Annotated in this window: 10 protein-coding genes; 8 read left to right on the top strand and 2 right to left on the bottom strand. The window is 65.8% G+C overall.

Features of this window, described 5'->3' with window-relative positions; translation table 11 throughout:
* Positions 1-64 precede the first annotated feature (64 nt).
* The 7 genes from Q0316_RS01900 to rplL all read left to right on the top strand — a co-directional run bounded on the left by Q0316_RS01900 (position 65) and on the right by rplL (position 7,187).
* On the top strand, positions 65-1,066 hold the full coding sequence (locus Q0316_RS01900; protein ID WP_298668874.1) for a CAP domain-containing protein: 1,002 nt from the start codon (positions 65-67) through the stop codon (positions 1,064-1,066).
* Positions 1,067-1,228: 162 nt separating this feature from the next.
* Entirely contained in the window at positions 1,229-1,660 is a 432-nt protein-coding gene (gene rplK / locus Q0316_RS01895) for a 50S ribosomal protein L11 (RefSeq protein ID WP_298668871.1), read from the top strand.
* Positions 1,661-1,662: 2 nt separating this feature from the next.
* Entirely contained in the window at positions 1,663-2,355 is a 693-nt protein-coding gene (gene rplA, locus Q0316_RS01890) for a 50S ribosomal protein L1 (protein ID WP_298668868.1), read from the top strand.
* A gap of 120 nt (positions 2,356-2,475) precedes the next feature.
* Complete coding sequence (locus Q0316_RS01885; RefSeq protein ID WP_298668866.1) at positions 2,476-4,545, top strand: TonB-dependent receptor; 2,070 nt, start codon at positions 2,476-2,478, stop codon at positions 4,543-4,545.
* 64 nt (positions 4,546-4,609) lie between these two features.
* The gene (locus Q0316_RS01880) at positions 4,610-5,779 is read left to right on the top strand and encodes an alpha-hydroxy-acid oxidizing protein (RefSeq protein ID WP_298668863.1); all 1,170 of its coding nucleotides are present in this window, start codon (positions 4,610-4,612) and stop codon (positions 5,777-5,779) included.
* Between the two features lie 437 nt (positions 5,780-6,216).
* Positions 6,217-6,732, top strand: a complete 516-nt coding sequence (gene rplJ, locus Q0316_RS01875) for a 50S ribosomal protein L10 (protein ID WP_298668860.1) — start codon at positions 6,217-6,219, stop codon at positions 6,730-6,732.
* Positions 6,733-6,809: 77 nt separating this feature from the next.
* On the top strand, positions 6,810-7,187 hold the full coding sequence (gene rplL / locus Q0316_RS01870; RefSeq protein WP_298668857.1) for a 50S ribosomal protein L7/L12: 378 nt from the start codon (positions 6,810-6,812) through the stop codon (positions 7,185-7,187).
* Between the two features lie 173 nt (positions 7,188-7,360).
* On the opposite strand, the gene Q0316_RS01865 is transcribed toward rplL, so the two are convergent.
* Positions 7,361-8,605, bottom strand: a complete 1,245-nt coding sequence (locus tag Q0316_RS01865) for a hypothetical protein (RefSeq protein ID WP_298668854.1) — start codon at positions 8,603-8,605, stop codon at positions 7,361-7,363.
* 45 nt (positions 8,606-8,650) lie between these two features.
* Positions 8,651-10,579: a CocE/NonD family hydrolase gene (locus Q0316_RS01860; RefSeq protein ID WP_298668851.1), complete on the bottom strand. Its 1,929-nt coding sequence runs from the start codon at positions 10,577-10,579 to the stop codon at positions 8,651-8,653.
* A 287-nt stretch (positions 10,580-10,866) separates the two neighbouring features.
* Between Q0316_RS01860 and rpoB the strand changes: the two genes are divergently transcribed.
* Positions 10,867-15,015, top strand: coding sequence for a DNA-directed RNA polymerase subunit beta (gene rpoB / locus Q0316_RS01855; protein WP_298668848.1), 4,149 nt, complete (start codon positions 10,867-10,869; stop codon positions 15,013-15,015).
* Positions 15,016-15,068 lie beyond the last annotated feature (53 nt).

Genomic DNA, 15,068 nt, shown 5'->3' with positions numbered 1-15,068 from the left:
GTTGCCACCCGCCGCCGCAATATTTTTTGCGAATTCGCAGGAGTTTTCCGGTTAGGGGCAGGCCATGCGAATCCCGCCCCGCTCCCTTGCCGCTTTGGCCGTCGCGATTCTCGTCACCGGCTGTGGCGGATCGGATGGCGGCGGATCGGCGGGAAGCGGCATCGCGCCTCCGATCGCAACGCCATCGCCGACGCCAACCGCGACACCGACCGCATCGAATAGCTGGGCCGGCCTCGCCGCCGCGCTTTATGATGTACCGCCCAATGTCTCCGCCTGCACATCCGGCACGCTCAAGGCATCGGTGAAGCAGGATTTCCTCAACAGGCTCAACGGCATTCGCGCGCTGCACAATCTTCCCGCCGTGACCTATTCGGATGACGAGGACGGGCAGGAAGCGGATTCATCGCTGATGATGGTGCTGGCGAAGCAACTCAGCCATGAGCCGGATACGAACTGGCGCTGCTATAGCGCGAGCGGGGCGAGCGGCGCGGGATCGAGCAATCTCGTCGGCGGCTGGGGCACGAGCCTGCCGTTCCACAGCGAGGACGATTATCTCGGGCTATGGCTGACCGAAGGCGGGTCCGCCGACATCGGCCATCGCCGGTGGATCCTGAGTCCGTTCCTGGGCAAGACATCCTATGGCCGCGTCGCGGTGGTCCTGCCGGACGGGACGCGGGCCAGCGCGGCATCAATGCGCGTGTTCAAATTCAAGAGCGATCCGCCGGTGCCGGGCGGCGTGCCGCCGTTCGTCGCTTATCCTTATGGCGATTATCCGCAGCGTTATTTCGGGCTGTCGAACTATCTGTCGTTCACCGCGATCGCCGATCCCACCAGTTCTTGGGCGAATCAGAGCGTCAGCTTCGCCAGCGCGACGATCACCGTCACCGGCCCGTCCGGCCCGATGACCGTTACCGACATCGCCATCGACAATCAGGGCTATGGCGTGCCCAACAGCCTTCAGTGGCGCGTCACCGGGCTTCAGGCCGGCGTTTCCTATACCGTGAGAATCAACGGCGTGAGCGGCGCGCCGCAATCGAGCTACAGCTACAGCTTCCGCGTCATCTGATCCGCGCGGTTGCAAGGCCGCGCCGTTTCGGCTAACGGCGCCAGCTTCCCCGCGATAGCGTGGGAATGCTTGCGGGAGGGCGAATGCCCGATCGAACCGCTAAACTTGAAACCAGGTCGCCGCGTGGCTTCGCCCACGAGCCGACCGGATTGAGAGAGTGACATGGCAAAGAAGATTACCGGCTATATCAAGTTGCAGGTGCCCGCCGGCGCCGCAAACCCCTCGCCCCCGATCGGCCCGGCGCTCGGTCAGCGTGGCGTGAACATCATGGAATTCTGCAAGGCGTTCAACGCCCAGACGCAGGACATGGAAAAGGGCGCGCCGCTGCCCACGATCATCACCGTCTATGCGGATCGCTCATTCTCGTTCGAGACGAAGACCCCGCCGGCGACCTTCCTCATCAAGAAGGCGATGAACCTGAAGTCCGGCTCGAAGGAGCCGGGCAAGGTGAGCGCGGGCAAGATCAAGCGTTCGCAGCTTTCGGAAATCGCGCAGACCAAGATGAAGGATCTGAACGCGACCGATCTCGAATCCGCAACCCGGATCATCGAAGGCAGCGCGCGGGCCATGGGCCTCGAAGTGGTGGAGGGCTGAACATGGCGAAGCTGACCAAGAAGCAGAAGGCGAACCAGGTCGACAGCGAGAAGCTGCACGGCGTCGATGAGGCGATCGCACTGGCCAAGGCCAATGCCACCTCGAAGTTCGACGAAACGATCGAGATCGCGCTGAACCTCGGCGTCGATCCGCGCCATGCCGACCAGATGGTGCGCGGCGTCGTCACGCTGCCGGCCGGCACCGGCAAGACGGTGCGCGTCGGCGTGTTCGCCAAGGGCGCGAAGGCTGACGAGGCCCGCGAGGCTGGCGCGGATGTCGTCGGTGCGGAAGACCTGATGGAGACCATTCAGGGCGGCACGATCGACTTCGATCGCTGCATCGCGACCCCGGACATGATGGGCGTCGTCGGTCGTCTCGGCAAGGTGCTCGGCCCCAAGGGCCTGATGCCGAACCCGAAGCTCGGCACCGTGACGATGAACGTCGCCGAAGCGGTGAAGGCAGCCAAGGGCGGCCAGGTGGAATATCGCGTCGAAAAGGCCGGCATCATCCACTCCGGCATCGGCAAGGCGAGCTTCGCCGCCGAGGATCTGCGCCGCAACTTCGACGCGCTGGTCGATGCGGTGGTGAAGGCCAAGCCGTCGGGCGCCAAGGGCAAATATGTCCGCAAGATCGCCGTCAGCTCGACGATGGGTCCGGGCATCAAGGTTGACGTGGCGGAAGTCGCCGGCGCCTGAGCCAGCGTACTTTCCTGTACGGATATCGGGAAGGAGCCGGGAGAAATCCCGGCTCTTTTCATGTGCGCGGCAGATATTACGCGCTTTAAAATAGTTTGATATCCCACTAAAGGGACGCGCATGATCCGCTTGCTCGCCATCGCATTGCTCTGCTCCGCCGCGTCGCCCGCCATCGCGCAGGCCGTCGAACCCTCTGCGCAGCCCGACGTTGTCGTCACCGGGCGCGGGCTGGATGACCGTGTCGGCGACAGCGCGCTCGATGTGGTGACGATCGACCGGGATCGAATCACCGACAACGCGAGCGGGCGGCTGGAAAGCATCCTGCGCGATGCAGCGGGGCTCCAGCAATTCCGTCGCTCGGACTCGACTTCGGCCAATGCGAGCAGCCAGGGCATTTCGCTGCGCGGCATCGGCGGCAATGCCTCCAGCCGCGCGCTGCTGATCCTCGATGGCGTGCCGCAGGCCGATCCGTTCGGCGGCTGGGTGCCCTTCCCCGCCTATGCGCCCGAACGGCTCGGTCGGATCCGCGTGACGCGTGGCGGCGGCAGCGGCTATTTCGGGCCGGGCGCGCTCGCCGGCACGGTGGAGATGGATAGCGCGACCCCGGATCAGCTTTCCCCGCTCGCGATGGGCGTCGCCTATGGCAGCCGCAATTCGCTGGAGGCGGACGGCAGCGCGGCGCTGGTGCGCGACGGCGGCTTCGCCACCATCTCCGGCAGCTATGCGCGCGGCGACGGCTTCACGCCGACAGTGGCCGAATCGCGCGGGCCGGTCGATCGCCCTGCCCCTTATGAGCAGGCGAGCGGCGCATTTCGCGGCGTGATCGGCATCGCGCCGGCGACCGAGCTTCAGGCCAACGTCAGCGCCTTCACCGACACGCGCGATCGCGGCACCGCCTTCACCGCCAACACAAGCAAGGGCGCGGACGCCAGCCTGCGGCTGGTGGGGCATGGCGCGTGGAACTGGTCCGCGCTCGCCTATCTCCAGACGCGCGCTTTCGCCTCGAACTTCGCCAGCATCAACGCCACGCGTACCGCCGCGACCGAAACGCTCGACCAGTATAACACCCCCGCGACCGGGATCGGCGCGCGGCTGGAAGTCGCCCCGCCCATCGGTGAGGGGCTGTCGCTGCGGCTCGGCGCGGACGTGCGCGCGGTATCGGGCCGGACGCAGGAATTGTTCAGCTATGTCGCCGCCGCGCCGACCCGCCAGCGTTATGCCGGCGGCGAGACGCGCAACGCCGGGCTGTTCGCGGACGGCAGCGCCCGGCTCGGGCGGGTGACGCTCGATCTCGGCGGGCGGATCGACTGGTGGCGGATCGCCGACGGCTATCTCAGCGAGCATGTGCTGGCGACCGGCGCCTCGCTCAACAACCTGCGCTTCCCGAACCGCGACGGGAGCGAGGCGACCGGCCGCGTGGGCATCGCCTGGCGGCCGATCGACGCGATCACCGTGCGCGCGGCGGCCTATCGCGGCTGGCGGCTGCCCACGCTGAACGAGCTTTATCGCCCGTTCCGCGTCGGCGCCGATGCCACCGCCGCCAATGCCGCGCTGAACCCGGAGAAGCTGACGGGATATGAGGGCGGGCTGACGATCACGCCGACGGCCACCACCTCGATCGCGGTCACCGTGTTCCACAACCGGCTCGACGATGCGATCGCCAACGTCACCGCCGGCACCGGGCCGGGCAATTTCCCCGGCGTCGGCTTCGTCGCGGCGGGCGGCGTCTATCGCATCCGCCAGAATCTCGATGCGATCACCTCTACCGGGGTGGAACTGGACGCCAGTTGGCGCATCGGGCCGTTCAGCGCGCGCGCCTCATGGCAGCATGTCGATCCGCGCGTGGTCGCATCGGGCGCGGCGGCGCGGCTCGACGGTCTGCGCCCGGCGCAAACGCCGCTCGATCAGGTGTCCGGCACGCTCGGCTGGCGCGCGGGCGCCGCGTCGCTCGCGGCGACGCTGCGCTATGTCGCGCGGCAATTCGACGATGACCAGAATACGCGCAGCCTGCGCCCGGCCACCACGATGGACGCCGTGGCCACAGTGCCGCTCAACCGAGCGTGGCTGATCGAGGCGCGCGCGGAAAATGCGTTCGATGCGCGGGTGGAAGCCGGGATCAGCGGAAACAATATCGTCGAGCGGGCCACGCCGCGCACCTTGTGGCTGGGCGTGCGCTATCGGATGCGGTGATCCTTGACGCCGCCGCTCATGCTGGCCGAAAACACCGGCACAAGCATGACAGGCGGAGGCGAGGATGCCGCATTACGGCGATTTCCAGAATTTGATCTATGGCGCCGGGCTCACCGGCATCCAGCCGACGCTCCCGGTGGATTTCGCGACACTGAAAGCGCGGGCGGAAGCCGCGATGCCGCCCTCGGTGCTCAATTACGTGCAGGGCGGCTGCGGCGACGAATTCACGCAAGACGAAAACGCCCGCGCCTTCCGCCACTGGGGCATGGTGCCGCGCATGATGGTGGATTGCACGAACCGCGACCTGTCGATCGAATTGTTCGGGCAGAAGCTCCCCTCGCCGCTGTTCATGGCGCCGATCGGCGTCACCGGCATTGTCACGCCCGACCAGCACGGCGATCTCGCCGCCGCGCGCGCCTCGGCGGCGAGCGGAGTGCCGCTCTGCGCCTCCACCCTGTCGAACGATCCGCTGGAGGACGTGCACGCCGCATGTGGCGAAACACCTGCTTTCTTCCAACTCTACACCCCACGCGACAGGGATGTCGCGGCAAGCCTCGTCAGCCGGGCCGAGGCCGCCGGGTCTAAGGCGATCGTCGTCACGCTCGATACGTGGGTGACGGGATGGCGCCCGCGCGATCTCAACGTATCGAATTTTCCGCAACTACGCGGCCACGTGCTGACCAATTATTTCGTCGACCCCGCATTTCGCAAATTGCTCGTCAAGACGCCGGAAGACGATTTGCGGGCCGCGATCGGCACATGGAGCGGGACCTTCGGCAAGGTGCTGACCTGGGATGATCTGCCGTGGCTCAAATCGCTCACGCGGCTACCGATCGTTCTGAAAGGAATCTGCCACCCCGATGATGCCCGCCGCGCGCTCGATAGCGGCGCGGACGGCATTTACGTTTCAAACCATGGCGGGCGGCAGGCAAATGGCGGGATCGCCGCGATCGACATGCTGCCGGGGGTCGCGGAGGCCGTTCAGGGGCGCGTGCCAGTGCTGTTCGATTCCGGCATCCGTTCGGGCAGCGATGTAATCAAAGCGATCGCGCTGGGCGCGGATGCGGTGGGGATCGGTCGGCCCTATGCCTATGGCCTCGCCCTCGCCGGCGCGGATGGCGCAGCGCACGTGCTGAAGTCGATCCTCGCTGAAGCGGATTTGCTGATGGCGGTCAATGGCTATCCCACGCTGGCGGCGGTCCGCGCGGAGGGCGCGCGGCGGACGGATCGGTAACCCCTCGCTTTCCTGTCGTCCCCGTCATTCCCGCGCAGGCGGGAATCTATAAGCACTGTCGTCAAGGCTCCATCCGGGGCGCGTGCGAGAGCGGATTCCCGCCTGCGCGGGAATGACGGGGAAAGTCATTTCCCTCCGCCGCAATTGACTTTCACCGCGCAGCCTGTAATGGCCCGCGCTCGTCCGGCAGCTTCGTGCCGCCGGGCACCGTCCGAGACAGTAGGTGCCGGTCAGCCGGCTTAATCTTCCTACCGAGACGGGGACAGGATTTTACCGGCTGGTCATTCGTGCCGCGCCGGTCTGCCGCGGCCTGCTCATGCAGGCGATGCGTCTGCTTCCCATTCCCCATCGCTGGACAATCTCATGCGCCCGCAAGGCGCGTGGGGCAATGCAACCGGGCATGGGCTTCGGCTTGTGCCCAGAACGTGGAGAATGGCATGGATCGTGGTCAAAAGGCCGCTGCCGTCGCCGAGCTCAACCGCAATTTTTCCGAGGTCGGCGTGGTGGTTGTCACCCGCAATCTCGGGATGACCGTCGCGCAATCAACCCAGTTGCGCAACAAGATGCGGGAGGCCGGCGCCAGCTACAAGGTCTCGAAGAACAAGCTTGCCAAGATCGCGCTCGACGGCACCGACTATCTCTCGCTGGGCGAAATGCTCACGGGTCCGGTCGGTCTCGCCAGCTCGATCGACCCCGTCGCTGCGGCGAGGGTGGCGGTCGAGTTCGCGAAGACGAACGACAAGTTCGAAATCGTGGGCGGGGCGATGGGCGCGAACGCGCTCGATGTGGAGGGCGTGAAGGCGCTCGCCTCGCTGCCGTCGCTGGACGAGCTGCGGGCGAAGATCGTCGGGCTTCTCGTGGCACCCGCCACGAAGCTGGCGACCATCACCCAGGCGCCCGCGGGCCAGCTCGCGCGCGTGCTCAAGGCATATTCGGAGAAGGAAGCCGCCTGATCCCTCAGGCGTCTTTATCAACCAATCTTGATGCCTTGCGCGAAATGCGCCGGGCAACGATTTGAAGGAAATGAACAATGGCAGACCTGAACGCGCTGGTTGACCAGCTTTCCGAACTCACCGTTCTCGAAGCGGCCGAGCTGTCGAAGCTTCTCGAAGAGAAGTGGGGCGTGAGCGCCGCTGCGGCGGTTGCGGTTGCGGCTCCGGCCGGCGGCGCCGGTGCGGCTGCTGCGGCTGACGAGAAGACCGAGTTCGACGTGATCCTCACCGGCGACGGTGGCAAGAAGATCAACGTCATCAAGGAAGTCCGCGCGATCACCGGCCTCGGCCTGACCGAAGCCAAGACGCTCGTTGAGTCGGCCCCGAAGCCGATCAAGGAAGGCGTCTCGAAGGACGAGGCCGAGAAGGTCAAGAAGCAGCTTGAAGAAGCTGGCGCGACCGTCGAGCTGAAGTAAGCCGCTGTGCGGATGCGGGCTGGCACGCCAGCCCGCAACTCGCACAAGGCCGGCCGGCGCGGCCCATGGCCGCGTCCGACGTCACGGGCTTTGCCCGTGGCGGGCCGACAAAAAGAAAGGGGCGGTTCCCACTGCGGGAGCCGCCCCTTTTTTCGTCGCACTCAAACCGCGCGCTATCGCTTCACGGTCGTCCCATGCGCGCGAATGCCGATCGCGTCATGCATCCGGGCCGGCTCATCGAGCCACAGCGGGCCGAGCTTGGCCCCATCCGCCCGTTCAACCCCCACCGCGAATGCCGCGGTCGTCTGCCCCGGCGCACCGCCACCCGCGTCATAAAGCAGGTTGAGCGCGACGACCGGCACGAACATCGGTCGCCCGCCCGCATCAAGCGCGACGATCGCGTCGCGCGCCAACGTGGCGATCCCGCGCACGGCCCGTTCCTCACCCGGCGCGAGATCGAACGGCGGCGTCGCCGGGCGCTCGATCGGCTCGGCGAACAGCGCGTCGAGCACCGCATCCTGCCCCGGCTGCGCGCTGGTCAGCCGGATCGCGAGCCGCACGCCACGCGCCGGCGCGCTTCCCTCGTTGCGGACGACCAGTTCGACATCCGCAGTGGCGGTAACGAAGTTGATGCCCGCGCGATGCACCACCGGGGCGGCGAGATCGAGCCATGCGCGCTCGCTCGGCGCGCTGCGTTCGAGAAACTGCGGCGGATCGGCCACCGGCGCGGACACTGGCCGCGAAGCCGGCGCTGCCGCGGGGACGACGGGTGCCGCCGCCGGTTCAGGATCATCAGGCACGAGCTGCGACGTGCCCCGGATCGGGGCGCCGGGCGCGGCGCCTGCGGTCTCCGTTATCCCACGACGCCGTTTCAGCGCCGCTAGCCCCGCAACCAGCGCCGCGATTCCGCCCAGCGCCGCAGGGAGGAGCCAGCCCGGCCAACCTTCCGCGATTTCCGGCTCGGGCGCTGGAGCAACGGCGGCTGAGGCTGGTGCAGCGGGCGCCGCAGACGACGCGGGCGTCGGCTCGATCACCGGCGCAGCAATTGGTACGCCAGCCAGCTCCGCGCGCGGCGCGTTCGCCTGAGGGGTCGCACGCGTGGTGGGGCGTGGCACCGGCTGACGCAGCGCCGCCGGTTCGACCGGGCGAGGCGTGGCCCGCGCGCGCGGCGGCGCCAGCGGCGCGGTCGACGGTTCAACCGGCACGATAGCGAGTGGCGCCTCCCCGCCCGCCACCGGCGCCGGCCCAGGTGTGGGCGTAGGCGTAGGCGTAGGCGTAGGCGTTGGTGTCGCCAGCGGCACCTTGATCGGGGCGGGCGCGAGGTTTTCCGGCGCGGTTTGCGGCGTCGCCTGCGCGATCGCCTGTCCGCCCGCCAGCGCCGCCCCGGCGAGCGCCAACATCTCGATGCTTATCTTCATGCCGCGCGCGTTATCCCGTCCAAGCTGAACCGCGCCATAAAATCCTCATTCGCCCGGTCGCGTCGCGGGCACGATTGGCAGCCACACCGCGCTCGCCTGCGCCCCGCCGCGCATCAGCGTGATCGTTGCCTTCTGGTAATCCCCCTGCTTCGCGAGGAAGATATTCGGCACATATTTCTGCGGGTTGCGATCATAGAGCGGGAATTGCGACGATTGCACCTGCACCATGATGCGGTGCCCCGGCTGGAACACATGGTTCACCATGGGCAGGCGGAAACGATAACGCTGCACCTTATTGGCCGGGATCGGCGAGGGATGCTCGAAGCTGTCGCGATAGCGGCCCCGAAAGATATCCTGACTGATCGAAAGCTGATATCCACCTTTCTTCGGCTCATCGGCATATTGATCGGGATAGACGTCGATCACCTTGACGACGAAATCCCCGTCGGTGCCGGTCGTTTTCGCGAACAGATCGGCAAGCGGCGCGCCGGACACGCGCACGGCCTGCGTCAGCGGCGCGGTTTCGTAGGTCATCACATCGGTGCGACCGTCAACGAAACGCTGATCGTGCACCAGCCACGTCTGCCAGCGCGCGCTGTCGCCGAAATTCACCGGGCGCGGCAGATGCGGCACCGGCTTGGCGGGATCGGAGACGTAGCTGTCGCCCCCCTCCCCGCCCTTGGCAAAACCGAGCGCGCCATCGGCCTCAAGGTAAATCGGCTTGAGCGGCGCGGCGCATCCCGCGTCGCAGGCGAGCGGCCACGCCGAAAGCTTGTCCCAATGGTTCTCCCCGGTGTTGTAGATCAGCGCCTGCGGCGGGGTGAAGGCCGGGCGGCCATCGCGCAGATACTGATCGAAGAACGGAAACAGATATTGGTCGCGCCATTCCGTCGCGGTGTCGCCCTTCCAGCGGAAATCACCGAGCGACGATCCGTCGTAATTCGCCTGGCTATGCCGCCACGGCCCCATCACCAGGAAGTTGGTGCCGAGCCTGCCCTTCGCCTTCAGCGCCTCCCACGTATGGATCGCACCATACATATCCTCCTGATCCCACAGCCCCTGTTCCCACATCGTCGGCACATTCGAGGGATTGGCCGCGACGATCCTGTCGAGCGCCTGCCCCTGCCAGAAACCATCATACGCGGGATGCGCCGCCATCTGCTCCCAGTAAGGCAAGGCGGCATAACCCGATTTCGCCGCCCATGCGCCAGCCGAGCCGACGCGGCGGAAGCGTTCGTAATCGTCATAGCCGTCGGACGCCGGCGCATCGCCCGCGCCCTTGAAGCCGGTTTGCGCGCCGAGCCAGCCGATATTGGCGAGGCGGAACGCGCCATAATGGAACCAGTCGTCCCCCATCCAGCCGTCGATCATCGGGCTTTCCGGCGCCGCGACCTTCAGCGCGGGGTGCGGATGGAGCAGCGCCATCACCACCGTGAACCCCTCATAAGAGGAGCCGAGCATCCCGACGCGCCCGTTTGATTGAGGCAGATTTGCCTTGTTCACCAGCCAGTCGATCGTATCCCACGCATCGGTGCTATGATCCACCTTCGTCGGGTTGAGCGGACCGACCACCGGGCGCGTGACAATATAATCGCCCTCCGATCCATATTTGCCGCGAATATCCTGAAACACGCGAATATAGCCCGCGCGAGCGAATGGCTCGTCCCCCTGCGGCAGGATCGAGATCATCTTGGGGCTTGCCATCCGCGCGACGCGGGCGGAGGCGTTATAGGGCGTCCGCGTCAGCAGGATCGGCGCGTTCACCGCCCCTTTCGGGATGACGATAACCGTATGCAGCTTCACGCCGTCGCGCATCGGGATCATCACTTCGCGCTTCACATAATCGTTCGCCTCGGTCGAATAGGCGAAGTTCGCGGGGATATCGCCCCCGACGGGCGGGGCGTACAGTTGCTGCGCGGCAAGCGGCGCGGCAGACAGCGCGAGGCAGGCGAGGATCAGCGATTTGCGGTGCATCGAACTTCCCTGTTCCGGCGGATGATGCGCCGGGTTATGCCCGGTTGCCCGGCACGATCAACCTGCCGCACGCGCCTTGACGCTGCGCGCCTTGTCTCCTACATCACGCCCCTTACCGGAAGCTTCGGGACATGATGCGGCGTCGCGCACCGTATTGGACGAATGGGAGTTTTCGGTTTCATAAGGACGCTCAAGGCTGCCGTCGCTCCGATTGGGGGAGTTGACTGCGGCCTTTTGGCGTCTGTTCTTGCGCTCGAACGGTTTTTTGACTGAGGGCTGACAGCTACATGGCAACCAAGGCGATCGAGGGCGCAACCACGCCCAAGCGGCGCATCCGCAAGGTGTTCGGCAACATCCACGAAGTGGTGCGTATGCCGAACCTCATCGAGGTGCAGCGCGAAAGCTACGAACAGTTCCTGCGCTCCGATTCCTCGATCGGCTACGTCTCGGGCCTTGAAAAAACGCTGCGCAGCGTGTTCCCGATCCGCGATTTCGCCGGCACGGCCGAGCTGGATTTCGTGAATTACGAGCTGGAACCGCCGAAGTTCGACGTTGAGGAATGCCGCCAGCGCGGCATCACTTATGCCGCGCCGATGCGCGTCACGCTGCGCCTGATCGTGTTCGAGGTGGATCCGGATACGGAAACCCGCTCCGTGCTCGATATCAAGGAGCAGGACGTTTACATGGGCGACATGCCGCTCATGACCGAGAACGGCACCTTCTTCATCAACGGCACCGAACGCGTCATCGTCAGCCAGATGCACCGTTCGCCGGGCGTGCTGTTCGACCATGATCGCGGCAAGACGCACTCGTCGGGCAAATATCTCTTTGCCGCGCGCGTGATCCCCTATCGCGGCTCGTGGCTCGATTTCGAGTTCGACGCGAAGGATATCGTCAACGTCCGTATCGACCGCAAGCGCAAGCTGCCGGTGACGGCGCTGCTCTATGCGCTGGGGATGAATTCCGAAGAAATCCTCAATCACTTCTACAATCGCCTGACGTTCCTGCGTGGCGAAGGCGGCTGGAAGATTCCGTTCCAGCCCGAGAACTGGCGTGGCACGAAGCCGAGCTACGACATCGTCGATGCAAGCTCGGGTGAGGTCGTGTTCCCCGCCGGGCAGAAGATCAGCCCGCGCGCCGCGAACAAGGCGGCGAAGGACGGCCTAGCCGACCTGCTGATCCCGACCGACGAGATTTTCGGCCGTTATTCGGCCTATGACCTCATCAACGAGGCGACCGGCGAGATCTACGTCGAGGCGGGTGACGAGATCACGCCTGAAAACCTCGAATTGCTGGACAAGGCCGGCGTCGACCAGATCGAACTGCTCGATATCGACCATGTCACCACCGGCGCGTGGATCCGCAACACGCTGAAGGCCGACAAGGCCGAGGAACGCGAGCAGGCGCTGAGCGACATCTATCGCGTGATGCGCCCCGGCGAGCCGCCGACGCTGGAGACCGCCGAGGCGCTGTTCGCGGGCCTGTTCTTCGATCCGGATCGCTACGATCTGTCGGCGGTCGGTCGCGTCAAGCTCAACATGCGCCTCGATCTCGACGCCGAGGATACGGTGACGACGCTGCGCACCGAGGATATCCTTGCGGTCGTGAAAACGCTCGTCGACCTGAAGGACGGCAAGGGCGAAATCGACGATATCGACAATCTCGGCAACCGGCGCGTGCGCTCGGTGGGTGAGTTGCTGGAAAACCAGTATCGCGTCGGGCTGTTGCGCATGGAGCGCGCGGTGAAGGAGCGCATGTCCTCGGTCGACGTGTCCACCGTCATGCCGAACGATCTTATCAACGCGAAGCCCGCGGTCGCCGCGGTGCGCGAGTTCTTCGGCTCGTCGCAGCTCTCGCAGTTCATGGACCAGACCAACCCGCTCTCCGAAGTGACGCACAAGCGCCGCGTTTCGGCGCTTGGGCCGGGCGGCCTCACCCGCGAGCGCGCGGGCTTCGAGGTCCGCGACGTCCATCCGACGCATTATGGCCGTATCTGCCCGATCGAAACGCCGGAAGGCCCGAACATCGGCCTTATCAACAGCCTCGCGTCGTTCAGCCGCGTCAATAAATACGGCTTCATCGAAACGCCGTATCGCAAGATCATCGACGGCAAGGTGACCAACGAGGTCGTCTATCTGTCGGCGATGGAGGAGGCCAAGCACACGATCGCGCAGGCATCCGCCGATCTGGACGCGGAAAACCGCTTCACCGAGGAACTGGTTTCCTCGCGTCAGGCGGGCGAATTCCTGATGGCGCTGCCCGATCAGATCACGCTGATGGACGTGTCGCCCAAGCAGCTCGTGTCGGTCGCCGCCTCGCTCATCCCGTTCCTTGAGAACGACGACGCGAACCGCGCGCTGATGGGCTCGAACATGCAGCGCCAGGCTGTGCCGCTGGTCAAGGCCGAGGCGCCGTTCGTCGGCACCGGCATGGAAGAAACGGTGGCGCGCGATTCGGGCGCGGCGATCGGCGCCAAGCGCGCCGGCATCGTCGATCAGGTCGATGCCAGCCGTATCGTCATCCGCGCGACAGGTGAGGTTTCGGCCGAGGAATCGGGCGTCGATATCTACACGCTGATGAAGTTCCAGCGCTCTAACCAGTCGACCTGCATCAACCAGCGCCCGCTGGTGAAGGTGGGCGATGTGGTGCGCGCCGGCGATATCATCGCCGATGGCCCGTCGACCGAGTTCGGCGAGCTGGCGCTGGGCCGCAACGCGCTCGTCGCGTTCATGCCGTGGAATGGCTACAATTATGAGGATTCGATCCTCATCTCCGAACGGATCGTGAAGGACGACGTGTTCACGTCGATCCACATCGACGAGTTCGAAGTGGCCGCCCGCGATACGAAGCTCGGGCCGGAGGATATCACCCGCGACATCCCGAACGTCGGCGAGGAGGCGCTGCGCAACCTCGACGAGGCGGGCATCGTCTATATCGGCGCCGAGGTCGAGCCGGGCGACATTCTCGTCGGCAAGATCACGCCGAAGGGCGAAAGCCCGATGACGCCGGAGGAAAAGCTCCTCCGCGCGATCTTCGGCGAGAAGGCGAGCGACGTGCGCGACACCTCGCTGCGGCTGCCGCCGGGCGTGGCGGGCACGATCGTCGACGTGCGCGTGTTCAACCGCCACGGCATCGACAAGGACGAGCGCGCGATGGCGATCGAGCGCGAGGAGATCGAGCGCCTGAAGAAGGACTCGGACGACGAGCGCACGATCCTCAACCGCGCCACCTGGTCGCGCCTGCGCGAGATGCTGCTGGATCAGGTCGCGACCGCGGCTCCCAAGGGCCTCAAGAAGGGCGTGACGATCGACGCCGATGTGCTGGACTCGGTGGACCGCCACGAATGGTGGAAGTTCGCCGTGGCCGACGACAAGGTCCAGAGCGATCTGGAAACCGTCAAGGCGCAGTATGACGAGGCCGCCAAGCGGATCACCGACAAGTTCCACGACCGGCGCGAGAAGCTGGAGCGTGGCGACGAGTTGCCGCCGGGCGTGCTCAAGATGGTCAAGGTGTTCGTCGCGGTGAAGCGCAAGCTTCAGCCGGGCGACAAGATGGCCGGCCGTCACGGCAACAAGGGCGTCATCAGCCGCATCCTGCCGGTGGAGGACATGCCGTTCCTCGCCGACGGCACCCCGGTCGATCTGGTGCTCAACCCGCTGGGCGTGCCTTCGCGCATGAACGTCGGGCAGATCTTCGAAACCCACCTCGGCTGGGCCGCGCGCGGCTTGGGCCAGCAGGTTTCGCAGGCGCTGGAGGATTGGCGCGAGGCGAACCCAGATGCCAAGGCCGGCGCGATGCCGGAAGCGGTGAAGGATCGCCTCAAGACGATCTATGGCGAGCATTATCTCGCGGATATCGACAGCCGCGATGGCGACGGGATCGTCGAGCTGGCGCAGAACCTCAAGGGCGGCGTCCCGATGGGCACCCCGGTGTTCGACGGCGCGGTCGAGGCGGATGTGGCGAACATGCTTGCGCTGGCGGGCCTCGACACCTCGGGCCAGTCGGACCTGTTCGACGGGCGCACCGGCGATCAGTTCGATCGCAAGGTGACGGTGGGCATCATCTACATGCTGAAGCTCCACCACCTTGTTGACGACAAGATCCACGCGCGCTCGATCGGGCCGTACAGCCTCGTCACCCAGCAGCCGCTGGGCGGCAAGGCGCAGTTCGGCGGCCAGCGCTTCGGCGAAATGGAAGTGTGGGCGCTGCAGGCATATGGCGCGGCATACACGCTCCAGGAAATGCTGACGGTGAAGTCCGACGACGTTGTCGGCCGCACCAAGGTCTATGAGGCGATCGTCAAGGGTGACGACACGTTCGAGGCCGGCATCCCGGAGAGCTTCAACGTGCTCGTCAAGGAAATGCGCAGCCTCGGCCTCAACGTCGACCTGAAGTCGATGGACGAGGACGACGGCCTCGCGGAAGCGGCGGAATAACGGGTGCGGGCGTCGCCGGCTGGCGGCGCCCCGCCCTTCCTTCGCCCAGCAGA

Origin of the sequence: uncultured Sphingomonas sp. (assembly GCF_937871615.1) — a bacterium.
In the GTDB taxonomy this organism is placed as follows: Bacteria; Pseudomonadota; Alphaproteobacteria; order Sphingomonadales; family Sphingomonadaceae; genus Sphingomonas.
Note: the sequence above shows the minus strand (reverse complement) of the source record. Positions and strands in the feature narration are given on the sequence as shown.

Excerpts from the sequence above, each read along its gene's own strand:
- rplK (WP_298668871.1), top strand. The coding sequence starts at position 1,229 with ATGGCAAAGAAGATTACCGGCTATATCAAGTTGCAGGTGCCCGCCGGC.
- Q0316_RS01885 (WP_298668866.1), top strand. The coding sequence starts at position 2,476 with ATGATCCGCTTGCTCGCCATCGCATTGCTCTGCTCCGCCGCGTCGCCC.
- Q0316_RS01865 (WP_298668854.1), bottom strand. The coding sequence starts at position 8,605 with ATGAAGATAAGCATCGAGATGTTGGCGCTCGCCGGGGCGGCGCTGGCG.
- rplJ (WP_298668860.1), top strand. The coding sequence starts at position 6,217 with ATGGATCGTGGTCAAAAGGCCGCTGCCGTCGCCGAGCTCAACCGCAAT.
- rpoB (WP_298668848.1), top strand. The coding sequence starts at position 10,867 with ATGGCAACCAAGGCGATCGAGGGCGCAACCACGCCCAAGCGGCGCATC.
- Q0316_RS01900 (WP_298668874.1), top strand. The coding sequence starts at position 65 with ATGCGAATCCCGCCCCGCTCCCTTGCCGCTTTGGCCGTCGCGATTCTC.
- Q0316_RS01880 (WP_298668863.1), top strand. The coding sequence starts at position 4,610 with ATGCCGCATTACGGCGATTTCCAGAATTTGATCTATGGCGCCGGGCTC.
- rplL (WP_298668857.1), top strand. The coding sequence starts at position 6,810 with ATGGCAGACCTGAACGCGCTGGTTGACCAGCTTTCCGAACTCACCGTT.
- Q0316_RS01860 (WP_298668851.1), bottom strand. The coding sequence starts at position 10,579 with ATGCACCGCAAATCGCTGATCCTCGCCTGCCTCGCGCTGTCTGCCGCG.
- rplA (WP_298668868.1), top strand. The coding sequence starts at position 1,663 with ATGGCGAAGCTGACCAAGAAGCAGAAGGCGAACCAGGTCGACAGCGAG.